The sequence below is a fragment of the Microbacterium sp. BWT-B31 genome, from assembly GCF_041379855.1.
GTDB lineage: Bacteria > Actinomycetota > Actinomycetes > Actinomycetales > Microbacteriaceae > Microbacterium.
The window spans coordinates 21,119-43,553 of sequence record NZ_JBFECU010000023.1 but is presented as its reverse complement, the minus strand read 5'-3'; the positions used below and the strand labels follow the sequence as shown (position 1 = coordinate 43,553).

General features: G+C 70.0%; 22 protein-coding genes and 1 tRNA gene. 7 read left to right on the top strand and 16 right to left on the bottom strand.

Annotated elements, in window-relative coordinates:
- Positions 1–119 precede the first annotated feature (119 nt).
- From AB1K54_RS16515 to AB1K54_RS16490, 6 genes are all read right to left on the bottom strand, one after another.
- Positions 120–557 (bottom strand): hypothetical protein, encoded by a 438-nt coding sequence (locus AB1K54_RS16515; protein ID WP_371203855.1) that lies wholly within the window; start codon positions 555–557, stop codon positions 120–122.
- Positions 558–722: 165 nt separating this feature from the next.
- Positions 723–1,040, bottom strand: coding sequence for an Rv3654c family TadE-like protein (locus AB1K54_RS16510; RefSeq protein ID WP_371203854.1), 318 nt, complete (start codon positions 1,038–1,040; stop codon positions 723–725).
- Between the two features lie 3 nt (positions 1,041–1,043).
- Positions 1,044–1,418, bottom strand: a complete 375-nt coding sequence (locus AB1K54_RS16505; protein ID WP_371203853.1) for a TadE family type IV pilus minor pilin — start codon at positions 1,416–1,418, stop codon at positions 1,044–1,046.
- Positions 1,415–1,657, bottom strand: coding sequence for a DUF4244 domain-containing protein (locus tag AB1K54_RS16500; protein ID WP_371203852.1), 243 nt, complete (start codon positions 1,655–1,657; stop codon positions 1,415–1,417). The genes AB1K54_RS16505 and AB1K54_RS16500 overlap by 4 nt, the downstream gene beginning before the upstream one ends.
- A gap of 38 nt (positions 1,658–1,695) precedes the next feature.
- Positions 1,696–2,598: a type II secretion system F family protein gene (locus AB1K54_RS16495; protein ID WP_371203856.1), complete on the bottom strand. Its 903-nt coding sequence runs from the start codon at positions 2,596–2,598 to the stop codon at positions 1,696–1,698.
- A complete protein-coding gene (locus tag AB1K54_RS16490; protein ID WP_371203851.1) occupies positions 2,595–3,605 on the bottom strand; it encodes a TadA family conjugal transfer-associated ATPase in 1,011 nt (336 codons plus the stop codon). Before AB1K54_RS16490 ends, AB1K54_RS16495 begins: the two co-directional genes overlap by 4 nt.
- 409 nt (positions 3,606–4,014) lie before the next feature.
- On the opposite strand from AB1K54_RS16490, the gene acs reads away from it, so the two are divergent.
- Positions 4,015–5,985, top strand: a complete 1,971-nt coding sequence (gene acs / locus AB1K54_RS16485) for an acetate--CoA ligase (RefSeq protein WP_371203850.1) — start codon at positions 4,015–4,017, stop codon at positions 5,983–5,985.
- A gap of 15 nt (positions 5,986–6,000) precedes the next feature.
- Positions 6,001–7,449, top strand: a complete 1,449-nt coding sequence (locus tag AB1K54_RS16480; RefSeq protein ID WP_371203849.1) for a glycosyltransferase — start codon at positions 6,001–6,003, stop codon at positions 7,447–7,449.
- On the opposite strand, the gene AB1K54_RS16475 is transcribed toward AB1K54_RS16480, so the two are convergent.
- From AB1K54_RS16475 to AB1K54_RS16465, 3 genes are read right to left on the bottom strand one after another with little or no spacing between them, the layout of a single operon-like run.
- The gene (locus AB1K54_RS16475) at positions 7,446–8,279 is read right to left on the bottom strand and encodes a PIG-L family deacetylase (RefSeq protein ID WP_371203848.1); all 834 of its coding nucleotides are present in this window, start codon (positions 8,277–8,279) and stop codon (positions 7,446–7,448) included. The genes AB1K54_RS16480 and AB1K54_RS16475 overlap by 4 nt on opposite strands.
- Positions 8,276–8,746 carry a RidA family protein gene (locus AB1K54_RS16470; protein ID WP_371203847.1) on the bottom strand — a complete coding sequence of 157 codons (471 nt, stop codon included), beginning with the start codon at positions 8,744–8,746 and terminating at the stop codon, positions 8,276–8,278. Before AB1K54_RS16470 ends, AB1K54_RS16475 begins: the two co-directional genes overlap by 4 nt.
- A 4-nt stretch (positions 8,747–8,750) precedes the next feature.
- Positions 8,751–8,966, bottom strand: coding sequence for a hypothetical protein (locus AB1K54_RS16465; RefSeq protein WP_371203846.1), 216 nt, complete (start codon positions 8,964–8,966; stop codon positions 8,751–8,753).
- 116 nt (positions 8,967–9,082) lie between these two features.
- On the opposite strand from AB1K54_RS16465, the gene AB1K54_RS16460 reads away from it, so the two are divergent.
- From AB1K54_RS16460 to AB1K54_RS16445, 4 genes are all read left to right on the top strand, one after another.
- Positions 9,083–11,920 carry a transglycosylase domain-containing protein gene (locus AB1K54_RS16460; RefSeq protein ID WP_371203845.1) on the top strand — a complete coding sequence of 946 codons (2,838 nt, stop codon included), beginning with the start codon at positions 9,083–9,085 and terminating at the stop codon, positions 11,918–11,920.
- The gene (locus AB1K54_RS16455; RefSeq protein ID WP_371203844.1) at positions 11,920–12,897 is read left to right on the top strand and encodes a metallophosphoesterase; all 978 of its coding nucleotides are present in this window, start codon (positions 11,920–11,922) and stop codon (positions 12,895–12,897) included. The genes AB1K54_RS16460 and AB1K54_RS16455 overlap by 1 nt, the downstream gene beginning before the upstream one ends.
- Before the next feature lie 16 nt (positions 12,898–12,913).
- A tRNA-Pro gene (locus tag AB1K54_RS16450) sits at positions 12,914–12,990 on the top strand.
- 59 nt (positions 12,991–13,049) lie between these two features.
- Positions 13,050–13,814 carry an HAD-IIB family hydrolase gene (locus AB1K54_RS16445; protein WP_371203843.1) on the top strand — a complete coding sequence of 255 codons (765 nt, stop codon included), beginning with the start codon at positions 13,050–13,052 and terminating at the stop codon, positions 13,812–13,814.
- Between the two features lie 6 nt (positions 13,815–13,820).
- On the opposite strand, the gene AB1K54_RS16440 is transcribed toward AB1K54_RS16445, so the two are convergent.
- On the bottom strand, positions 13,821–15,080 hold the full coding sequence (locus AB1K54_RS16440; protein ID WP_371203842.1) for an alpha-hydroxy-acid oxidizing protein: 1,260 nt from the start codon (positions 15,078–15,080) through the stop codon (positions 13,821–13,823).
- A gap of 17 nt (positions 15,081–15,097) precedes the next feature.
- The gene (locus AB1K54_RS16435) at positions 15,098–15,805 is read right to left on the bottom strand and encodes a FadR/GntR family transcriptional regulator (protein WP_371203841.1); all 708 of its coding nucleotides are present in this window, start codon (positions 15,803–15,805) and stop codon (positions 15,098–15,100) included.
- A gap of 96 nt (positions 15,806–15,901) precedes the next feature.
- Between AB1K54_RS16435 and AB1K54_RS16430 the strand changes: the two genes are divergently transcribed.
- On the top strand, positions 15,902–16,750 hold the full coding sequence (locus AB1K54_RS16430) for a DUF1295 domain-containing protein (protein ID WP_371203840.1): 849 nt from the start codon (positions 15,902–15,904) through the stop codon (positions 16,748–16,750).
- A gap of 49 nt (positions 16,751–16,799) precedes the next feature.
- Here the strand turns inward: AB1K54_RS16430 and AB1K54_RS16425 are convergent, their stop codons facing one another.
- From AB1K54_RS16425 to AB1K54_RS16405, 5 genes are all read right to left on the bottom strand, one after another.
- Positions 16,800–17,447, bottom strand: coding sequence for a thymidine kinase (locus AB1K54_RS16425; protein ID WP_371203839.1), 648 nt, complete (start codon positions 17,445–17,447; stop codon positions 16,800–16,802).
- A gap of 90 nt (positions 17,448–17,537) precedes the next feature.
- Entirely contained in the window at positions 17,538–19,535 is a 1,998-nt protein-coding gene (locus AB1K54_RS16420; RefSeq protein WP_371203838.1) for a DUF2207 domain-containing protein, read from the bottom strand.
- Positions 19,532–21,043 carry a malate dehydrogenase (quinone) gene (gene mqo / locus AB1K54_RS16415; RefSeq protein WP_371203837.1) on the bottom strand — a complete coding sequence of 504 codons (1,512 nt, stop codon included), beginning with the start codon at positions 21,041–21,043 and terminating at the stop codon, positions 19,532–19,534. The genes AB1K54_RS16420 and mqo overlap by 4 nt, the downstream gene beginning before the upstream one ends.
- Before the next feature lie 99 nt (positions 21,044–21,142).
- Positions 21,143–21,352, bottom strand: coding sequence for a PLDc N-terminal domain-containing protein (locus AB1K54_RS16410; protein ID WP_371203836.1), 210 nt, complete (start codon positions 21,350–21,352; stop codon positions 21,143–21,145).
- A gap of 2 nt (positions 21,353–21,354) precedes the next feature.
- Positions 21,355–22,425 (bottom strand): aspartate-semialdehyde dehydrogenase, encoded by a 1,071-nt coding sequence (locus tag AB1K54_RS16405; RefSeq protein WP_371203835.1) that lies wholly within the window; start codon positions 22,423–22,425, stop codon positions 21,355–21,357.
- Between the last annotated feature and the right edge of the window lie 10 nt (positions 22,426–22,435).

The following is a 22,435-nucleotide window of genomic DNA, read 5'->3' as shown; positions in this document are numbered from 1 at the left end:
GTAACGTAAGACACGAGGACCTCCGTGGATCGAGTGAGTGTGGTAACCCACATCGATACCGGAGGTCCTCGCCCTACCCCATCACGCCACGCTGCACACAACCACCGTGGGAAGAACAGCTAGAACAGCTTGGGCGCCCGATCCCCCAGCCAACGATGGAATCCATCAGTACCGGGCTCCCTGTCGGAGTAGCGGTAGATCAACTCTCGTGACACCTGCACGTCCAGCTTCCGGGTCGCTGGTTCGTAGTAGACCCTGTACTCAGTCGGCGTCTGCACCCCCAGTGCCTCAAACTGCGCGCGCGCTTCGAAGAGGTCATCCCGGAAAAGTCGCTGTATCAACGAGGCCCGCTCTATTGAGGCGTTCGCTCCAACGAGGTCAGAGGGATAGACGAGGGAGCCCGCCTGCTCGAATAGAACGTTGATGTACGTAACGCCCGGCTTCTCCGACGCGCCGTAGATGTAGTAAGCGCGGACGTCGGGCGCGCCCGACGCATACTCGGACGCAAGAGAAACCCACTTCGAGATCAAGCTCTGCAGAACTCCTTGCTCGGTCATGCGGTTATGCTCACTGCTCCAGCGTCCATTCGAGGGGCCTGCCATTGACGACCGATCTGATCTCGAAGAGCCTCGGCCGGTTGCATTTGACGTGATGCGCACGTCGATGATCGACGGTACCGGGCAGGTCAGACAGCAAGGCGCGCGCCCGCGCGTTTTCGATCCTCAGGGCTCGGGCCCGGCGCGCGCGGCGGCGGGCACGGCGAAGGGTCCGAAGCGGCCCGCCACCGCGACGGTCGCGATGAGACCGTCTACCTCGCACGAGACGAGACGGACAGACGCGGCATCGGCCATCTGCTCCGCTCTCTCGCACGGCACGCCGCTCACCGCACCCGAAGCCGCGTCGGCCGCCGCGAGGGCTGCCGCGTCGGCCGCCGCCGCAGCCCGCTGACCGGCGACGGCCGCTGCGGCCCCCACGCAGACGACGAAGACGACGGATGCCGCAGCCCCCGCCACCCCGACCGCCAGAACGCTCCCCGCCACCGGTCAACGCCCACCCGCGAGCGCGCAGCTCGTCACCGGGACCGACCGGAACAATGACGGGAGGCCCGGAGCCGCCGCCACGACGCACACGAGGTCGCCGCGGGCCTGCACGGTCACCTCGGCACCCGGGACGGCGCCGAGGACGAGCGACACGGCACGCGCAGGGTCTTCGCCCCGCGCGACGAGACGAGCCGCATCGGCCGCGGCATCCTCGAGCCGCACCTGACGCCCGCCCTGCGCGAGCGCGCCGGCGCCGAGGACCAGCACGAGGACCACCGCGGGAAGCGCGATCGCGAACTCGGCGACGACCGAACCTCGATCATCCGACCGCAGGCACCGGCCGCCGCCCGAGCCGCGGCGCAGAGCGCGACCGATCACTCGACCGTCAGCGCGCGGCGCACGAGATCCGTGAGGATGCCGCGCACCTCGTCGCTGCGCATGATCACGACCAGAAGTCCCGCGAACGCGACGGCGGCCATCGTCGCGATCGCGTACTCGGCGGTGGCCGCTCCGGTCTCATCGCCGAACAGGCGCACGGCGCGCCTGCGGTCGAGCCGTGGCAGCGGGCCCGCCTGGGTCGGCGACTCGGAAGGCGTCTGGGTGGGGGTGTCGGTCATCGGTTCATTCCTCTCTTCAAGGGGTTGTCTCGGGCACGTCAGAACAGCGTCAGGTCGAAGGACGACATGACGCTCAGGAGCATGGGGGCAACGCCGAGCAGCAGGAACGCGGGGAGCGTGCAGACGCCCAGCGGCAGCAGCAGCCGCGACGACAGCTGCGCGGCACGAAGGCGGCCGTCGACGCGGGCGCGGTGCCGCGCGAGCGCCGCCTGAGCCCGCAGCAGCTCGACGGCGGGAACGCCCGCGGTGCGCGAGAGCGCGAGGACCGCGTCGGTCGCGACATCAGTCACCGGCTCGTCCTGGCCCCGCGCGGCGGCCGTGATAGCGCGAGCCCGGTCGATCGAGACCCCGCCGCCCAAGCCGATGGCCAGCAGCTCCGCGTGGAGCCCGGGCACCGCAGCGGCCAGGGTCGCGCGGCGCACGAGAGCGGCGTTCCAACGGCGGGCGGCGAGCATGAGCGCACCGCCCGCGACGAGGCACGCGATGCCGAGCGGCTGGGCGAGAAGGACGCCCACCACGTCGAAGCCGAGCAGCAGGCTCAACGCGATCGCGACGAGCGGCAGCCACCCCATGAGCCGGGCGGTGCCGGCCGGCTCGGCGAGCGCCACGCGCACGTCGTCGGCGGCCTCCTGCGCATCGCGCAGCGACGACGCGATCGCGCGCAGGCTGTCGGCGAGCGGGGCGCCGACGGTCGTGGCAACCGACCATGCGGCTGCCACGTCGGTCCACGTGCCGCCGAGGGCCGCGATCGCGGCGGGGAGCGGCATCCCCTCGTCGTGTGCGTCGCAGACGCGACGTGCGCCGGCGTCGCCGGTGTCTGCGAGGTGCCGCCACGCGCGCACGCCCGACACGCCCGCGGCGAGCAGCACCGCGAGGGTGAGCACCGTGTCGGGTGCCGACGCCTGCGGCGCACCGGCTGCGCGTCGCCTCGGGCGCATCATGACTCCCACCCCCGCTCCTCGATCGCGAGGCGACCGTCGGGGCCGATCACCGGAGTGCCTGCCTCGGCGAGCCTGCGCGTGCCGTCGGCGGTGCGCTCGACGTGCAGCACGACGCCGATCGCGCTTACGACCTGCCGCGCGAGCGCACGGTCGTCGAGGCCGGCAAGTGCCCCCAGCGCCTCGAGGCGCGCGGGGACGTCCGCCAGGCCGTTCGCGTGAAGCGTGCCGGCGCCGCCGTCGTGGCCGGTGTTCAGCGCGGCGAGGAGTTCGCGCACCTCGGCGCCACGGCATTCGCCGACGACGAGCCGGTCGGGGCGCATGCGCAGCGCCTCACGCAGCAGCCGCTCCAGCCCGATGCCGCCCGCGCCCTCGAGGTTGGGCTGACGGGCCTCGAGCCGCACATGGTGCGGGTGGTCGATGCGAAGCTCCGCCACGTCTTCGATCGTGACGATCCGCTCGGACGGTGCCGCGCACCCGAGCAGGGCCGCGAGCAACGTCGTCTTTCCCGCCCCGGCCGCGCCGGTGACGAGCAGGTTCTCGCGCCGCGCCACGAGCTGCTCGAGCCACGCGCGGCGCTGCGCGTCGAGCGTGCCGCGCCGCTCGAGCGCCGCGAGCGACGGCCGGTCGAACCGAGGCACGCGCAGCGAGATGACGGTGCCCTCGGGCGAGATCGGCGGCAGCACCGCGTGCACCCGGATGCCTGCGTCCAGCCGCACGTCGACGCACGGCGTCGCGTCGTCGATGTGCCGGCCTCCCGCCGCGATGAGGTCAATGGCGAGGTCGCGCACGTCATCTTCGGCGGCGCGCCACTCGGGCGCACGCCGGGCGCCGTCCCCGCGATCGACATAGAGCCCCGCGGCGGAGTTCACGAACAGATCCGTCACCTCGGGATCGGCGAGGTACCGCGCGAAGGGCGCGAGGGCCGGATGCCTCGGCTCCGCCGCCGCCGGAACGCCGCCGTCGCCGTCGCGAGAGTCGCGCGGCTGGATGACGAAGGGTGCGGGCATGCCTCGACGGTAGGCCCGTCGACGACGCCCGAGAGGGGCCGTATGCGGCATCCGTGCGAAACCGGCGATCCCGCCCGGCTGGGGAGGAGAAGACCGCGAGCGACCGCCGAAAACGAAAGAGGGCGGCATCCCATGGGGGGAATGGGATGCCGCCACGCGCGACACCGCATTTCGGGGGGTGCTTCGGGTGTCGCAATGCCAGAATCGATGTTCGGCCGCTGATGAGCATACGCAAGAACACGACGACCTGCCAAACGGAATGTTCTATTCCGAGCGATATATCAGTTGTGTCGCCGATATCCCGATACACCCACTATCGGAGGTAGTGGCCACCGGTGCGCCTGGGTAGATTGACCGTGTCGTCCGGCCGTGTGCCGAGATCTCGAGTTGCCGCAAAGGAGCGCTGCGCATGAGCAGTCAGATCGACCACCTTCTCACCGAGTCCAGGCGCTTCGCGCCGCCGACCGAGTTCGTCGCCGACGCGGTCGCGAGCGCCGACCTCTACGACCGATCGAAGACCGATCGCGAGGGATTCTGGGCCGCGCAGGCGCGCGACCTGCTGCACTGGCACAAGCCTTTCACCGAGGTGCTCGACTGGTCGAACCCGCCGTTCGCGAAGTGGTTCGCCGACGGCGAGCTGAACGTCGCGTACAACTGCCTCGACCGTCACGTCGAGGCCGGCAACGGCGATCGGGTGGCGCTGCTGTGGGAGGGCGAGCCCGGCGACGAACGCCGCGTCACCTACGCGGAGCTGACCGACGAGGTCAAGCGTCTCGCGAACGTGCTCGAGGGCCTCGGCGTCGGGCGCGGCGACCGCGTCGCGATCTACATGCCCGCCATCCCCGAGGCCGTCGCCGCGATGCTCGCGGTGGTGCGCATCGGCGCGATCCACTCGGTCGTGTTCGGCGGCTTCTCGGCCGACAGCCTGCGCGCGCGCCTGGACGACGCGGCCGCGAAGGTCGTGATCACCGCCGACGGGGGCTACCGCAAGGGCAAGGTGTCGCCGCTCAAGCCCGCCGTCGACCTCGCCCTGCGGGACCGCAACGGCTCGGGCCCGCAGCAGACCGTCGAGCACGTGCTCGTCGTCAAGCGCGGCGGCAACGACGTGGAGTGGACCGAGGGCCGCGATCTGTGGTGGCACGACGTCGTGCCGCAGGCCTCGGCCGAGCACGAGGCGCAGCCGTTCCCCGCCGAAAACCCGCTGTTCATCCTCTACACCTCCGGCACCACCGGCAAGCCCAAGGGCATCCTGCACACCACCGGCGGATACCTCACGCAGGCGACCTTCACGAACAAGGTCGTGCACGACCTGCATCCCGAGACCGACGTGTTCTGGTGCACGGCCGACATCGGCTGGGTCACCGGCCACTCGTACGTCGTCTACGGGCCGCTCGCCAACGGCGCCACTCAGGTGCTGTACGAGGGCACCCCCGACACGCCGCATCCCGGCCGCTGGTGGGAGATCGTGCAGAAGTACGGCGTGACGATCCTCTACACCGCGCCCACCGCGATCCGCTCGTTCATGAAGATCGGCCGCAAGGTGCCCAAGCAGTTCGACCTGTCGTCGCTGCGCCTGCTCGGCTCGGTGGGCGAGCCCATCAACCCCGAGGCATGGATGTGGTACCGCAAGATCATCGGCGGCAAGACCGCGCCGATCGTCGACACCTGGTGGCAGACCGAGACCGGCGCGATCATGATCTCGGCGCTTCCCGGCGTCACCGAGACCAAGCCCGGCTCGGCGCAGGTGGCGTTCCCCGGCATCTCGATCGACGTCGTCGACGAGGACGGCACCCACGTCGGCAACGGCAACGGCGGACTGCTCGTGATCACCGAGCCGTGGCCGAGCATGCTGCGCGGCATCTGGGGCGACCCGGAGCGGTTCGTCGAGACCTACTGGGAGAAGTTCCAGAAGCAGGGCTTCTACTTCGCCGGCGACGGGGCGCGCCTCGACGACGACGGCGAGGTGTGGCTCATGGGCCGCGTCGACGACGTCATGAACGTCTCGGGCCACCGCCTGTCGACCACCGAGATCGAATCGGCCCTGGTGGGCAACGAGGCGGTCGCCGAAGCCGCGGTGGTCGGGGCATCCGACGAGACGACCGGCCAGGCTGTCGTGGCCTTCGTCATCGTCAAGGAGTCCTACCTCGCCGAGCACTCCCCCGAGGGTCTCGCCGGCTCGCTGAGGCTGTGGGTCGGCGAGCAGATCGGCCCGATCGCCCGCCCGCGCGATGTCTACATCGTCGGGGAGCTTCCCAAGACCCGCTCGGGCAAGATCATGCGGCGCCTGCTTCGCGACGTCGCCGAGGGCCGGGAGGTCGGAGACACCACCACGCTCGCGGACACCGCGGTGATGAGCGTCATCTCGGCGCAGGTCAGGTAGTGCCAGACTGACCTGATGCACGCCGACGATGAGGGGCGCCGGGCCCTGCCTTCCGCGCACTATGTGATCCTCTCGTCGCGTATCGTCCCCGACCTCGACGGCGGATTCACGGTCGCGACGCTGCGCCGTGCCCGTCAGATGGCGGATGCCGGCGCCGACGCCAACCGCGGGCCGCTGCTGCTCACCGTCGACCCCGGCACGACGGCCGACCACGCCGCACACCGCGCCGCGCTGCTCGCGTCGGGCCAGGTGCAGTCCACGGATGTGTTCTGCAACCTCTTCGACGAACTCCGCGCCGACCCCTCGTGGGCGTATGACCGCGCCAAGCCCGCCGAGGGAACCCCGCGGGCGCCCTTGCGCGCGATCGTCGACGACGCGGATCGGCCGGTGGCCGGCATCCCCGTCGTCGACAGCCCCGAATGGTTCCTCACCGATGCCCCGGTGGTCGTGCACGGCGCCGACGGCGACAGATTCCTGCGCGGCTTCCGGGGCCTCTACCACGCGTGGCTCGACCACGTCGTGGCTCGGCTCACGCGCGACACGCCGCGGACGCCGGTCGTGGTGGTGTGCGAGTCGCGCCAGGTGGGGCTGCTCATCGCCGACTGGGCGAACCCGCGCGTGCGGATCGTGCACACGATCCACACCTCGCACCTCGAGCCGCCCTACACCGCCGATGCCCCGGTGAACGCCCTGTGGAGACGATGGTTCGACGCGATGCCCGCCTTCGACGCGGTGCTGTGGCCGACGCGGCAGCAGCGCGACGATGTCGAGGCACGGTTCGGCTCGGCCACGGTGAACGCCGTCGTGCCGCACGCCGCACCGCCGGTGGCGGCGGACCCGGCGCAGACCGTCGAGCCCCGCGCGGTGATCCTGGCCCGACTCGCCCCTGTGAAGCGGATCGCGCACGCCGTGCGCGCGTGGGCGCAGGTCGTGCGCGAGATTCCGGGGGCTCGGCTCGACATCTACGGCGACGGACCGCTCCGGGCAGATCTCGAGCGCGAGATCGATGACCTCGGTGTCGGCGACCGGGTGACGCTGCACGGCCACACCGACCGAGGCGCGGCGGTCTTCGACGGTGCGGCGTTCGCGTTCCAGACCTCGGCATACGAGGGGCAGGGTCTCGCTCCGCTCGAGGCGATGAGCCGCGGATGCCCCGTCTTGTCGTACGACGTGCGGTACGGTCCCCGCGACCGCGCCGCCGTGGGCGGCGAGGTGCTCGTCGAGAGCGGCGACGTGGACGCGCTGGCCGCCGCCGCCATCCGGCTGCTGGCGGACGCGCCCTGGCGCGCCCGGATGTCGGCCGGGGCGCTGGCATGCGCCGAGGCGTTCTCGGCGTCGTGCACCACCGTCGCTCTGGGCGACGCCCTCCGCGCCGCGCTCGCGGGGCCTGCGCGCCGCGGTGCGACAGGGCAGGGTACGGCAGGCCCGGGTACGACAGGGCCGAGTACGGCAGGCCCGGCTTAGAGCGCCGTCGGCGTGCCGGTCGCGGGATCGATGCCATAGCTGCGGCGCAGCCACTGACCGAAGCCGCGCAATGCGAGCGTCTCTTCGGGGTCGTCGCGCGCGACGACCGGATCGTGCGCGGCGTACGTGCGGAAGACCTCGACCTTGCGTCGCAGCACGGCCTCGTCGTGCGTGGCCGGCAGCCCCACCGACGGATAGCCGATGCGCCACGATACGCCGTCGTCACCGATGCCGGCGCGTGCGGCGGCGCGACGCACGAACTCGCCCGTCGACCAGTGGTCGGAGTGGTCCTCGCGGGCGAGCGGCCCCGCGCTCGCCGGCGCGTGCGCGAGGATCCTGCCGCCCGCATGCCGCTCCAGCAGGTCGGCGATCACATCCACCAAATGCTCGCCGCTCACGCGCGGGCCGCCGGTGAGCGGCGTGATCCCGTCCGCCGTCTCCTCGAGCACCTGCCGCAGGCTCTGGCTTCCGGTCTCGGGAAAGCCCGCTCCGTTCGGTCGCCCGTCCGGCAGCCCCAGGGTCCCGAGCGTGATCGGCGCCTCGACCGCGGTCCACGTGAGCACCGGGACATCCTGGATCCGGCGCTGGCCGACGCGCCAGGTGAGCGGGGCGCCGTGCATGTGCTCGTACGCGTGCTTGAGTCCCTGCTCGCGCCCTGCGACGTAGGCGGCGCCGCGGCCGGCGTCGGAGCACGTGAGAAACACGGTCGTGACCGGTGCGCCGCGCACGACGGCCGTATCGATCGTGGGGTTTCCGAAGATGAGGTCGTCGTCGTAGTGGGCCCAGATGGAGAGCACCGGGCCGGGGTCCCCCGCGGGTGACTCGTTCACGCGTACGAGAAGACGACCTCGACCTCGACGGGCGAGTCCAGCGGGAGCACCGGGACGCCGACCGCCGAGCGCGCGTGCACGCCCGCCTCGCCGAACACCTCGGCAAGCAGCTCGCTGGCGCCGTTGACGACCCCTGGCTGACCGGTGAAGTCGGCAACGGATGCGACGAAACCGGTGACCTTCACGACCCCGGTCAGCCGGTCGACGCCGCCGACGGCGGCAGCAGCAGCCGCGATCGCGTTGAGCGCGCACTGGCGCGCGAGGGCGTTGGCGTCGGATGCCGGCACCAGGCCGTGGCCGTCACCGACCTTGCCCATCGCGGGCAGCGCACCCGACACCATCGGCAGCTGCCCGGCGGTGAAGACGAGGTCGCCGTGCGCCTTCGCGGGAATGTAGGCGGCCACGGGCGGCACGACATCGGGAAGCTGGATGCCGAGCGCTGCGAGACGTTCGCTGATCGTCGTCATGAGCTCACTGCCCGTCGAACTGGCGCGCTGCCTGGGCCGCGGCATCCAGTCCGGCGTTCGCCTCGCCGCCGCCCGACGGGCGCTTGAGGTAGGCGACCAGACCGCCTTCGGGCCCAGGCACCACCTGGACGAGTTCCCAGCCCTGCTTGCCCCAGTTGTTGAGGATCGCGGCGGTGTTGTGGATCAGCAGCGGGGTGGTGAGGTATTCCCACGTGGTCATGCGGCTCCTCGATAAGGGGTCGGCGGGATCGAGCTGGTGAAGAAAGTCTGGGAAGAAGCTCAGCGATGGCCCGTCTGCCAAGGATTCACCCAGTAATCTCCCCTACGATCGAGCCTATGCCTGATACGAAACGGACGGCTAGTGGCGCGCTCGGAGGCTTCGCCGGCCTCGTCGGCCTCAGCGCCGTCGCGGGTGTCCTCGTCACCCTCACCGTCACGCCGGCGATCGCTCTCTCGGGCGCAGCTGCCACGAGCGCGATCACGATGTTCGACAACCTGCCGACCGTGCTCGACATCGGCAAGCTGATGGAGCCGAGCCACTTCTACTACACCGACCCCGGCACCGGGCAGCCCGTGCTCATGACCCAGTTCCTCGAGCAGGACCGCACGCCGGTCGCGTACGAGCAGATCACCCCGGTCATGTTCGACGCGCTGCTGTCCAGCGAAGACCCGCGCTACTACCAGCACGGCGGCATCGACCTCATCGGCACGACCCGCGCGCTGCTGTCGAACGCGCAGGGCGGCGAGACCCAGGGCGGCTCGTCGATCAGCCAGCAGTACGTCAAGAACGTCCTGATCCAGAAATGCGAGCAGAACGCCGAGACCGTGTACAAGACGGATGACGCGGGCGAACGCATCGTCGACGAGAACGGCGTCGCCGAGGTCGAGGTGTCGCGCGACGAGGTGCTGCAGAACTGCTGGGAGGACGCGACCACGGCAACGGGCAGCGAGGGCTACACGCGCAAGCTGCAAGAGATGCGCTACGCGATCGCGCTCGAGCAGAAGTATTCCAAGAACGACATCCTGCTCGGATACCTCAACATCACGAACTTCGGCGGTACGACGTACGGCATCGAGGCGGCCGCCCGCCACTACTTCGCCACCACGGCGGCGAACCTGACCATCGCCCAGGCGGCGACGCTCGCCGGCATGGTGCAGAACCCCAACCGGTACCGCATCGATCGTGTCGATGGGTCGATCGTGGCCGATGACGGCACCACGTACAACAAGGCGGCCGACGGCCAGATCGACGAAGGCGAGTACGAGTCCATAGACAGCCTGGTCGCGTCCGGCGAGATCACACAGGAGCAGCGCGACGCCGCGCTCGACGGCTACACCTCGACGAAGGTGCGCCAGATGTACGTGCTTGGCCGCATGCTCGAAGACGGCAAGATCACGCGCGAGCAGTACGTCGAGGCGATGGCCTGGCCGATCACGCCCGATATCCGCGATCCGCAGGTGGGCTGTGCGGCAGCGGGCGGCAGGGCGTACTTCTGCCAGTACGTGAAGTACGTCATCTTGAACGACCCCGCATTCGGCGCGACCGCCGAGGAACGGCAGGAGACCCTGCAGCGCGGCGGCCTGAGCGTCTACACGACGCTCGACCCGCGTGTGCAGGACGCGGCAGAAGCGGCCATGGTCGAGTACACGCCGGGCTACATCGACATGCCGACGTCAGCGGGACTGCCGCCAGGACGGTTCGGATCGACCACGACGAGCATCGAGGCAACCACCGGCCGCGTGCTCTCGATCGCGCAGAACACACAGTTCAGCGAGGACCCTGCGGTCACGCAGAACAACCCCCAGTACTCGTCACTGGTCTATGCCGGCGACGAGACCTACGGCGGTTCGACCGGCTTCGAGACTGGCTCGACCTTCAAGCTCTTCACGCTCATCGACTGGCTCGAGAAGGGGAACTCGGTCAACGAGGTGCTCAACGGCACGCTGCGGCCGATCAAGAGGCTCAAGAACTCGTGCGAAGGCGACTGGATCAACGAGAAGAACGAGATCGTCAACAACTTCGGCAAGGACCGGGGTCGCATCGGCACACCGATGCAGTTCACCGCCGCGTCGCTGAACACCGGATTCTTCGCGATGGCCGAGAAGCTCGACCTGTGCGACATCAAGAATGTCGCGACGAAGATGGGCGCGACGCTGGCAAACGGCCAGCCTGTCAAGATGGAGGGCCTCAGCTCGATCATCGGCTCGAACGCCATCTCGCCGTTGGCGATGGCCGAGGCATATGCGACGGTCGCCAACAACGGCATGTACTGCAAGCCGCGCGTGATCGACCGCATCACCGACGCCGACGGCAACGACATCGCGATCCCCGCGCCCGACTGCAAGCAGGTCATCGATCCGAAGGTCGCCGCGACGGCTGCCTACGCTCTGCAGGGCGTCATGAACGGCGGCACGGGTTCCGGAGGCAACCCGTACGACGGCATCCCCGTGCTCGGCAAGACCGGCACGCACGAGGCGCGCCAGACGTGGATGATCGAGTCGAGCACGAAGGTCGCCACGGCGGCCTGGGTGGGCAACGCCTACGGCGGCGGCGACATCTTCAACACGTGGTTCAATGACTATGCCCTGTCGAACGTCCGCTACAGCATCGCCCGCGACGTGCAGTACGTGGCGAACCTCGCGTACGGTGGCGACGCGTTCGCCCGCCCCGACACCGAACTGACCAAGCAGGTTCTCAAGGAGCTGCCGAACGTCGTGGGCATGTCGATCGACCAGGCCAAGGCCACGCTCGACGCGGCCGGCTTCGAGGTCGTCGTCGGCGATCCCGTCGACTCGAACGCGGGCGAGGGCGTCGTCGCGGCGCAGAACCCCGGCCCGGGTCAGGTGGCGGGCGGCTCGACGGTCACGATCAACCCGAGCAACGGACAGGGCATCGCGGTTCCGGATGTCGCAGGCAAGGCGCTCGACGACGCCGTCCGCACCGTCCAGCGGGCCGGCTTCGGCAACGTTCAGCGCGGCTCGTGCACGGTGGACGCAAGCGTCCCCGGCAACCAGCAGCGCGCGACCGGCACCAACCCGGGCGCCGGAAGCGTCGTGAACCGCAACAACCAGGTGATCGTGGATTACGCTTCCGCCACCTGCGGCGGCGGCGGGGGCGGCGGCGGTGGCGGGGGCGGCGGCCCGACCCCGGCCCCCGGCGGCGGTAACGGCTAGTGCCGTCTGCGAGAGACGCCAAGACCGCCCTCACCGTGCTCGGCGCGGTGGGGGCGGTCGGCGTCGGCGCGGCGGTGTGGGGCATCGGCATCGAGCGATACCTCTTCACGGTGCGTGAGCACGAGCTCGCGATCCTGCCTCCCGGGTCCGCCCCCATCCGCGTGCTGCACCTCTCGGATGCGCACATGGCGCCGTGGCAGCACCGCAAGCAGCGCTGGATCGCCTCCCTCGTCGACCTGCGCCCCGACCTCATCGTCAACACAGGCGACAACCTCGGCCACGCCCAGGGCCTGAGGGGCCTGCGCAGCGCGTTCGCGCCGTTCCGCGGCATCCCGGGGGTGTTCGTGCACGGCTCGAACGACCACGCCGCGCCCTCGCCGCGCAACCCGTTCCGGTACTTCACCGGACCCTCCAAGATCACGACCGCGGCGGAGCCGCTCGACACGGGCGCGCTGGACGGCTATCTCACCGACGACCTCGGCTGGATCGACCTGAACAACACGGCGGCGCGGCTCGAGGTAGGCGGGGTGACCATCGACGCCTTCGGCGTGAGCGACGCCCACCGGCGCTGGGACCGGCTCGACCTGATCCCGGACGCCCTCGAAGAGGTCCGCGACGATGACGCCGCGTTCACGATCGGCGTCACCCACGCCCCGTACCGTCGTGTGCTGGACGCCTTCACGGACTTCGGGGCGGACGCGATCTTCGCCGGCCACACGCACGGCGGGCAGGTCCGCGTGCCCGGTTACGGGGCGCTGGTGGCCAACTGCGACATCCCGCTGCGCCAGGCGCGGGGGCTGAGCACCTGGTCGCACCGGTCGCGATCCGTTCCGCTGAACGTCAGCGCGGGCATCGGCCACTCGATCTATGCGCCCGTGCGGTTCGCGTGTCGACCCGAGGCATCGCTCGTGACGCTGGTGGCGAGCGACACCCCCGGGACTCCCGCTCGATTCGGAGCACGCCCGCCGATCCTGTAGGCTTGGAGGGTTGCCACGGGGTGTGGCGCAGCTTGGTAGCGCGCTTCGTTCGGGACGAAGAGGCCGCAGGTTCAAATCCTGTCACCCCGACCATGAAAAGGCTCCACCGCACAGGTGGAGCCTTTTCCGTAGATTCGATCACAGGGAGTCCCATGACCGCGCCGCGTCTCGTCGCCTTCGACCTCGACGACACCCTCGCGCCCTCCAAGAGCGCGATCGACCCGCGGATCGGCGAACTGCTCATCGCCCTCGCCGAGCGGGTCGAGGTCGCGATCATCTCGGGCGGGCAGCTCGCCCAGTTCCGCTCGCAGGTCGTCGACAGGCTTCCGGATGCCTCCCCCGCCGTCTTCGGCCGCCTCCACCTGCTTCCCACCTGCGGCACCCAGTACTACCGCATCGGCGAGGGCGGCATCGAGACGATCTACGCGCGCTCGCTCTCGGCGGACGAGAAGGCCCGCGCGCTGGTGGCCGTGGAATCCGAGGCGCGCCGCCTGGGCTACTGGGAGTCCGAGACGTGGGGCGAGATCCTCGAGGATCGCGGCTCGCAGATCACCTTCTCGGCGCTCGGGCAGAGCGCTCCCCTCGCGGCGAAGACCGTGTGGGACCCGACCGGCGCGAAGAAGAACACGCTCCGCGACGCGGTCGCCGTGCTCATTCCCGATCTCGAGGTGCGCTCCGGCGGGTCGACGTCCATCGACATCACCCATCGCGGCATCGACAAGGCGTACGGCATGCGGCAGCTCGCGGAGCAGACCGGCATCCCCCTCGACGACATGCTCTTCGTGGGCGACCGCCTCGACCCGCACGGCAACGACTACCCCGTGCTCGCGATGGGCGTGGCGTGCCACGCGGTCGAGGGGTGGGAACAGACCGCCGAGTATCTCGAGCGGCTCATCCCCACCCTCCCGTCGCGCTGACCGGCCTCAGACCTCGACGGCCGCCGCTGTGGGCGCCGAGACGGGCACGAGCCGCGTGAGCTGGGTCACGTGCTTCGGCTCGAGCTCTTCGAGCGAGGCGACGCCCAGCAGCTTCATCGTGCGCTCGATCTCGCTGCGCAGGATCGCGATGGTGCGGTCCACGCCCTGACGTCCGCCGGCCATGAGGCCGTACAGGTATGCGCGGCCGATGAGGGTGAACTTCGCGCCGAGGGCGACGGATGCGACGATGTCGGCGCCGTTCATGATGCCGGTGTCGACCATGATCGTCGCGTCGCGCCCGACCTCGCGAACCACCTCGGGCAGCAGCCGGAACGGGATGGGCGCGCGGTCGAGCTGGCGCCCGCCGTGGTTCGAGAGCACGATCCCGTCGACGCCGAGGTCGACCAGGCGCGTGGAGTCCTCGACGTTCTGCACGCCCTTGATGACGATCTTCCCGGGCCACAGCTCGCGGATCACCGCGAGGTCGTCGTAGCTGATCGTGGGATCCATTGCCGCATCCAGCAGCTCGCCGACGGTGCCGCCCGTCGACGACAGCGACGCGAACTCGAGCTTGGGGGTCGTCAGGAAGTCGAACCACCACCACGGACGCGGGATCGCGTCGATGATCGTGCCGAGCGTCAGCTGCGGCGGGATGGAGAACCCGTTGCGCTTGTCGCGCAGACGTGCCCCCGCGACCGGAGTGTCGACGGTGAACATGATCGTGTCGAAGCCCGCGGCCGCCGCGCGACGGGTGAGCTCGTACGAGATCTCACGGTTGCGCATGACGTAGAGCTGGAACCAGTTGCGCCCGTGCGGGTTGGCGGCCTTCACACCCTCGATCGAGGTCGTGCCGAGGGTCGAGAGGGTGAACGGGATGCCGGCGGCGGCCGCCGCCGAGGCCCCGGCCGACTCGCCCTCGGTCTGCATGAGCCGCGTGAACCCGGTCGGCGCGATGCCGAAAGGCAGCGCCGACGGTCCGCCGAGGATCGTCGTGGAGACCTCGACGTTCTCGGCCGGCCGCAGGATCGACGGGTGGAACTCGACGTCCTCGAACGCCTGTCGCGCCCGCGCCAGCGACAGCTCGCCCTCGGCGGCGCCGTCGGTGTAGTCGAACGCGGCGCGGGGGGTGCGGCGCTTGGCGATGGCGCGCAGGTCGTAGATCGTGAGCGCCGCGTCGAGCCGGCGCCGGCGCGCGTTGAGATCGGGGGTCTTGAACTGCATGAGCTCCAAGAGCTCGGGGATCTTGGGGAGCTGGCGGGTGACCATGCGGTTCCTCTCGTGCGTCACGCGCCGACGCGCGGTGTCAGGTAGTAGCGGGTGATGTGGTCGTGCACGCGCCGCTCGGCGAGTGCGGGGTCGTCTTTCTCGATCGCCTCGAGGATGCCGTGGTGCTCGCCGCGCAGCACGGCCGCCTCAGCATCCCAGTCCGGGATCCGCGTGAGGGTGTCCAGCACGTACTCCTCAATCGACGTGCGCAGCCCCTCCATGGTCGAGGCGACGACCTGATTGCCGGAGGCCTTCGCCAGCGCGAGGTGGTACGCGGCGTCCAGCGCGAGGAACTCCGTCGATGTCAGGGCTTGGTCGTCCATCGCAAGGAGCGTCTCGTGGGCCAGGGCGAGGTCGCGCTCGGCGTCGGGAGTCGAGGCGAGCGTGCGCATGACCCACTCCTCGAGCAGCAGGCGGGTTGCGACGATGTCGGCGATCGGGAAGCCCTTCGCGGCCACCTGCAGGCGCAGGAGGGCCGCCATGCCGCCGGTGGGCGATGAGATGACGATGGCCCCGGCGTTGGGCCCTGACCCGGTTGCGGTGCGGATGAGTCCCATGACCTCGAGGACGCGCAGCGCCTCGCGCACGCTGGAGCGCCCGACGCCGAGCTGCGCGACGAGGTCGCGCTCGGACGGCAGCCGGTCGCCGGGGCCGAGCCTGCCGGCGACAAGGTCCGCCTCGATGCGGTCGAGCACGATGCGCCATGCGCGCGGCTGTTCGGTCACGGTCACCTCCTCATGGTCTGACCACAATAGGGGACGCGCTCCCGCACGTGCAAACAAGCAGGCGAACAAGCGTGCGCGAGCAAGTACGCTGGCCCCATGGATCCCCTCCTGCTCGTCGTCATCGTCGCCGCGGCGACCTGCGCCTTCTGCTGGGTCGCATCGCTGGTCACGAAGGACACCTCGTGGGTCGACCGCATCTGGTCGATCGTGCCCGTCGTCTACGTGTGGGTCTTCGCGGTGGCCGCGATCGTGCAGGGCGCCGATGTCGTGCGTCTGATCGTCATGGCGCTGCTCGCGACGGCGTGGGGCGCGCGACTGACGTTCAACTTCGCCCGCAAGGGCGGCTACACCGGCATGGAGGACTACCGCTGGGCGATCCTGCGCGCCCGCATGAAGCCGTGGCAGTTCCAGGTGTTCAACCTGGCGTTCATCGTGCTCTACCAGAACGCGCTGCTCGTGCTCATCACGCTCCCGGCCTACTACGCCTACCTCCACCCCGCCGGGTTCACCGGGTGGGATGCCGCCTTCGCGGCGCTGTTCGTCGCCTTCCTCGTGGGCGAGTTCATCGCCGACCAGCAGCAGTGGGAGTTCCATCGGGCCAAGAAAGCGGCCGGCGGTGCGCTCGAGCCCGGCTTCCTGACCACGGGCCTGTTCGCCTACAGCCGTCACCCGAACTTCTTCTTCGAGCAGGCCCAGTGGTGGGCGTTCTACGCGATCGGGGCGACCGCGGCCGTGGCATCCGGTCTCGGGCTATGGGGCGCAGCGATCAACTGGACCATCGCGGGGGCCGCACTGCTGACCGTGCTGTTCATCGGCTCGACGATCTTCACCGAGTCGATCTCGTCGGCGAAGTACCCCGCCTACGCGGCGTACAAGCGCTCGACGTCGATGCTGATCCCGCTGCCCCCGCGCCGACGGGCTGACGAGGCCCACGCGCGCGCCTGAAGCGCCTTCTGCCCGGTGATCGAGTGCCCGCGAAGCGGGTGGGGCCAGCTCAGCCGAGGCGTCCGCCCGACTCGCGCAGGTAGCACTCGGCGCACATCGACTCATAGGTCACGCGGTCTGCCGAGAGCTCGTCGATAGCGACCTGGTCGCCGTCGAACACGAATCGCCCACCGACCAGGCGCGCATTGAAGATCGCCTTGCGCCCGCATCGGCAGATGGTCTTGAGCTCTTCCAGGCTGTGGGAGAGCTCCATGAGGCGCCGCGAGCCGGGGAAGGCGTCGGTGCGGAAGTCGGTGCGGATGCCGTATGCGAGCACCGGCACCCCGTCGAGCACCACGATGCGCATCAGGTCGTCGACCTGGTCCCGGGTGAGGAACTGCGCCTCGTCGATGAGCAGGCACGCGACGTCGGGGATCATGCCTCCCTGGTCGGGGATCAGCGTGTCGATCTCGTGGCGACGCAGGCGCGAGCGGTGTGCGGCGAACAGCGCCCGCACGTCGTCGCCCGGCCGGATCAGAAAGTCCACGTCGCGCGACACGCCGAGCCGGCTCGTGATGCGCTCGGCGCCCTTCGTGTCGATCGCGGGCTTGGCCAGCAGCACATGCTGCCCGCGTTCCTCGTAGTTGTACGCGGCCTGCAGCAGGGCGGTCGACTTGCCGGAGTTCATCGCGCCGTAACGGAAGTAGAGCTTGGCCACGAACCGAGCGTAGTCGGGGTGCGGCGACGCCGCCGACGAGCGCACACCGGTGCTCGTGGTGCCTCCCGGCGAGCACGTGGGCGCGGCCGGTCACTCCCCGCCGAAGCCGCCGTCTCCTCCGCCGCCGCCCGAATAGCCGTCGCCGGAAGAACCGCCGTCAGACGACCAGCCGTCCGCCCCCTCACCCGCGCCGCCCGACGATCCCCGTGCGACCGGAGCCGCGGCGAGCACGCCGACCGCGTACGACGCGTTCGTCAGCGAATCGGCGCGGATCGCCTCGAACAGCGGCGTGTCGCCGGTGGCCGCCCCTGCGGGCGCGGCCGCCCGGATCACGTCGAGCCACTCGCGCTGCATGCCGAACAGCACCGCGTAGGGAAGCAGCCGTTCGTACAGGTTGACGACATCAGCGCCCGGCCCACCCACCGCCTGCCCGAACGAACGGCGGCCCGACGAGACCAAGTCGGCCGTATGAAGAGCCTGCGCGGCGGCGAGGCGCTCCTCCTCGGCGAGGCGAAGGTAGGCGCGGATGCCGTGGAGGTAGGTGACACACTCTCCGCCCGCGGCAGTGAGCACCGTCTTGGGGAGCTTGACGAGCAGCGGCGTGCCGACGGCGGCGAAGAGCCCGCTGACGATCGCGACGACCCACACGACGTGGCCGAGACCTGCGGGGACGGCATCGCGCACGGACGCCTCCGGGAAGACGAACGACGTCAGCAGCGCGCTTGCGAATCCGGCGACCCCGGCGGCGGCCACAACGCGCACAGGCCAGCGCGGCGCAGCCTCGCGGTAGCCGCCTTGCCGCACCCGCTTCGCGATCCCCCGCACGTAGACCACCGCCCGCTTCGGCGGCTGCTTCGCGAACGTGCCGAGGCGGGTCGTCGCGCCCGGACGGGCCTTGTAGCCGAACAGCGCGCCGACGGCGGCCCTGTCGTCGACTCCGAGCCCATCGCGTCCGATCAGGACGAGCTCGAAGTCGTCTGGCCGCGCGCGGCCTGCGGATGCCCGGATCTCGATCGCGCCGCGCACGGCCAGTTCGGCGGCGTGCGCGGCCAGTGCCCGGCCGGGGAGGTCGAGGATGCCTGCCGACATCGTCACGGACTCGCGCGCGGGCGGCGAGTACTGGGCGATCACCGGCGACCGGTCGGGGTTGCGACGCAGCAGCCGCCTCATCACGAGCGCGAAGGCGAGACCTCCGAACCCTGCCAGCAGAGCGATCCCGGGGAGCACCCACTGCCACCACGCAGAGGCGTGTGCCGGCGACGCGGCCGCGAACGTGCCCTGCTCGAAGCCGATCGCCACCGTGACGTTCTCTCGGGGGCCGAGCCCGACCGCCGCGGTGACGAACTGCACCGCTTCTGAGACGGCATCTTGAACACCCACGTCCGCAGCCCACTCCCGCACGGGAGCCGGCCACAACCCGCTCGCCGAGGGTCCGTCGATGCCGCACCGCTCAGTCGACCCGTGGGGGCCCTGGTAGCAGAACGAGTGGTCGTCGAGCAGACCCCCGGCCGCATCGCCGGCCACGTTCACGATCGCGGCCACCCGGCCCATCGGCTGAGCATGGTCCAGGCCGGTGACGTCCCAGTAGAACTCGTCCGCCGCGGTGTCCTGGTAGCGCAGCACGACGTCGCTCATGGAGTAGGAGATGACATAGGTCTGCTCGCCATGGACGAATTCGTCACCGGCGGTGTGGATGTAGATCCACTCGTCGTCGGTGTCGGTCGACCACGCCGGGATCGCCCGGCCGTCGGCATCCGTCACGCCCTCGACACGCGTTCCGAGGTCGATGCCCGAGAGCACCCGCGGCAGCTTGCGGACAATGCCGTGATTCTGGTCGATCTCGGGGAAGCTCGCGACGATCGTCTCGGTGACATACAGATTGCTGCGGTCGTCTTCGCCGCGCACGAGCCAGTACTCGACCTCGATCGAGTCGAACGCGAAGTCGTCGACGCCCGTGCGCGCGCTCGCCTGAACAGCGGATGCCGCAGTCGGCGCGACCGCACCGGCGACGAGCACGAATGCGAACGCGAGCGCGCTCAGCAGCAGCCGGGTTCTGCGAAGACGTGCTGGACGGAGTCGGTGGCTCATTCCCGGAGCGCGAGGGCGTCCGCAGTCCCGGCGAGCGATTCGCTTGCGGCCTCGGCGTCGCTGTTGAGCGTCGCGCCGTAGCTTGGGATCAGTTCGCGCAGGCGCGGCTGCCAGTCGGCGATGCGGTCCGGAAAGCACGTGCCGAGCAGCCCGAGCATGATCGACACGGCGGTGGAGGCGCCCGGCGAGGCGCCGAGCAGACCCGCGATCGTGCCGTCGCCGCCGGTGACGACCTCGGTGCCGAACTGCAGGACTCCGCCCTTCTGCGGGTCCTTCTTCATGACCTGCGCACGCTGGCCGGCGTTGATCAGCGTCCAGTCCTCGTCTTTGGCGGTCGGCATGAAGGTGCGCAGGCTCTCAACCTTCTTGGCGTGGTTCTTCAGAAGCTCGCCGACGAGGTACTTGATGAGGCCCGGGTTGTCCCACGCCACCTTCAGCATCGGGCCGAGGTTCTTCAAGCGCACCTGGGCGACGATGTCGAGCATCGACCCCTTCTTGAGGAACTTCGGGCTGAACGTCGCGAACGGCCCGAACAGCAGCGACGCCGTGCCGTCGACGACGCGCGTGTCGAGGTGGGGCACCGACATCGGCGGTGCGCCGACCGAGGCCTGCGAGTACACCTTCGCCTTGTGCTGGGCGACCACGGCAGAGTTGGTGGTCTTGAGGAACTGGCCGCCGATCGGGAACACGCCGTAGCCGTCGATCTCAGGGATGCCCGAGCGCTGCAACAGCTTGAGGGCCCATCCGCCGGCCCCCACGAACACGAAGCGCGCGCGGGTCTGCCCCGGGGTGCGGCCGATCGTGTCACGCCACTTCAGCAGCCAGGTTCCGTCCTTCTGGCGCTTGAGGCGGCGCACCTCGCGATTGGTGATCACGTCGGCCCCCCGCGCGCGGAGGGCGTCGAACAGCTGATGGGTGAGCGCGCCGAAGTCGACGTCGGTGCCGGCGGGAACGCGAGTGGCCGCGAACGGCTCGCCCTTGAGTCGCTTCTGCATGAGCAGCGGCGCCCAGGTGTTGATGACGCGGGAGTCCTCGCTGTACTCGATGCCCGAGAACAGCGGCTGCTCCTTGAGGATCTCGTAGCGCTTCTTGAGGTATGCGACGTCTTTCTCGCCACGCACGAACGTCATATGCGGGACCGAGTTGATGAACGTCGACGGCGCATCGAGCACCCCTCGCTCGACCAGCGACGACCACAGCTGGCGGCTCTGCTGGAACTGCTCGTTGATCGAGATCGCCTTGCCCGGGTCCAGCGCCCCGTCGGCGCCCTCGGGCATGTAGTTGAGCTCGCACAGCGCCGCGTGACCGGTGCCGGCGTTGTTCCACGCGTTCGAGCTCTCGAGCGCGACATCCGACAGCCGTTCGTACACGACGATCTTCCAGTCCGGCTGCAGTTCGCTCAGCAGCGTGCCCAGTGTCGCACTCATGATCCCGCCGCCGATCAGAGCGACATCGACGACCTCGTCGTGGGCGCGCGGAAACTGGGGGGAATCAGGAGTGTGGGTCACCTGACAATTCTAGGTCGCCGTCAGCGCCCGACCGGCCAGAGAGCCGCTCAGCAGCTCTCAAGAACCGGGATTCTTTCACGCACACGACCAGAGGCGGGATCAGCGACGGATGCCGAACATGAAGTAGACCGTGGGCCCGATCCAGTTCACCAGGATGACCGGGATCCACGCCGCCCGCGGGCCGTGCACGTCGCCGTCGCGCCGGTGCGCGAGATCCCAGAACGCGAGGAACGCGTACGTCGCCTGCAGCACCGCGACGACGCCGACGCCGACGCGGGCGATGGCGGTCCTGGGTGCGCGGGCGGTCACCGTCAGGCCGAGACGCCCAGGTTCGCCGCGACCACCTCGGCGATCTGCACCGCGTTGAGCGCGGCGCCCTTGCGCAGGTTGTCGTTCGAGATGAACAGCACGAGGCCGCGGTTGTCGGGGGCGGACTGGTCGGCGCGGATGCGGCCGACGAACGAGTCGTCCTTTCCGGCGGCGTACAGCGGCGTCGGCACCTCTTCGAGAGTGACGCCCGGGGCCGAAGCGAGCACCTCGCGCGCACGCTCGGGGGTGAGCTCGCGCGCGAACTCGGCGTTGATGCTCAGCGAGTGGCCGGTGAACACGGGAACGCGCACGCACGTGCCGGCCACGCGCAGGTCGGGCAGCTCGAGGATCTTGCGGCTCTCGTTGCGGAGCTTCTTCTCTTCGTCGGTCTCGTTGAGCCCGTCGTCGACGAGGTTGCCCGCGAACGGGATCACGTCGAACGCGATCGGGGCGATGTACTTCTCAGGCTGCGGGAAATCCACCGCCGAGCCGTCGTGCACCAGACGCAGCGTGTCGCCCTGGGCCAGGACGCCCTCGACCTGGCCGAGCAGCTCCTGCGCGCCGGCGAGGCCGGATCCGCTCACGGCCTGGAACGTCGACACGATCAGCCGCTCGAGGCCTGCCTCGGCGTCGAGCGGCTTCAGGACCGGCATCGCGGCCATCGTCGTGCAGTTCGGGTTGGCGATGATGCCCTTGCGCGCGTCTGCGATCGCGTGCGGATTGACCTCGCTGACCACCAGCGGCACGTCGGGGTCCATGCGCCAGGCGCTGGAGTTGTCGATGACGATCGCGCCGGCCTCGGCGAAGCGGGGCGCGTGTGCGCGCGATCCGGTGGCGCCGGCCGAGAACAGGGCGATGTCGATGCCCGAGGGGTCGGCGGTCGCGACATCCTCCACGGTCACGGCCTTGCCCTGGAAGACGACGTCAGAGCCCGCCGAGCGGGCCGTCGCGAAGGCCCGCAGCTCGCGCACCGGGAAGCCGCGCTCCTCGAGGATCTCGAGCATGACGGTGCCGACCTGGCCGGTGGCGCCGACAACGGCGACGGAGAGTCCGGAATCGGAGATGCGGGTCATGAGCGGGCTC

Excerpts from the sequence above, each read along its gene's own strand:
- AB1K54_RS16405 (WP_371203835.1), bottom strand. The coding sequence starts at position 22,425 with ATGACCCGCATCTCCGATTCCGGACTCTCCGTCGCCGTTGTCGGCGCC.
- acs (WP_371203850.1), top strand. The coding sequence starts at position 4,015 with ATGAGCAGTCAGATCGACCACCTTCTCACCGAGTCCAGGCGCTTCGCG.
- AB1K54_RS16500 (WP_371203852.1), bottom strand. The coding sequence starts at position 1,657 with ATGACCGACACCCCCACCCAGACGCCTTCCGAGTCGCCGACCCAGGCG.
- AB1K54_RS16470 (WP_371203847.1), bottom strand. The coding sequence starts at position 8,746 with ATGACGACGATCAGCGAACGTCTCGCAGCGCTCGGCATCCAGCTTCCC.
- AB1K54_RS16515 (WP_371203855.1), bottom strand. The coding sequence starts at position 557 with ATGACCGAGCAAGGAGTTCTGCAGAGCTTGATCTCGAAGTGGGTTTCT.
- AB1K54_RS16465 (WP_371203846.1), bottom strand. The coding sequence starts at position 8,966 with ATGACCACGTGGGAATACCTCACCACCCCGCTGCTGATCCACAACACC.
- AB1K54_RS16495 (WP_371203856.1), bottom strand. The coding sequence starts at position 2,598 with ATGATGCGCCCGAGGCGACGCGCAGCCGGTGCGCCGCAGGCGTCGGCA.
- AB1K54_RS16490 (WP_371203851.1), bottom strand. The coding sequence starts at position 3,605 with ATGCCCGCACCCTTCGTCATCCAGCCGCGCGACTCTCGCGACGGCGAC.
- AB1K54_RS16460 (WP_371203845.1), top strand. The coding sequence starts at position 9,083 with ATGCCTGATACGAAACGGACGGCTAGTGGCGCGCTCGGAGGCTTCGCC.
- AB1K54_RS16430 (WP_371203840.1), top strand. The coding sequence starts at position 15,902 with ATGGATCCCCTCCTGCTCGTCGTCATCGTCGCCGCGGCGACCTGCGCC.
- AB1K54_RS16440 (WP_371203842.1), bottom strand. The coding sequence starts at position 15,080 with ATGGTCACCCGCCAGCTCCCCAAGATCCCCGAGCTCTTGGAGCTCATG.
- AB1K54_RS16445 (WP_371203843.1), top strand. The coding sequence starts at position 13,050 with ATGACCGCGCCGCGTCTCGTCGCCTTCGACCTCGACGACACCCTCGCG.
- AB1K54_RS16480 (WP_371203849.1), top strand. The coding sequence starts at position 6,001 with ATGCACGCCGACGATGAGGGGCGCCGGGCCCTGCCTTCCGCGCACTAT.
- AB1K54_RS16420 (WP_371203838.1), bottom strand. The coding sequence starts at position 19,535 with ATGAGCCACCGACTCCGTCCAGCACGTCTTCGCAGAACCCGGCTGCTG.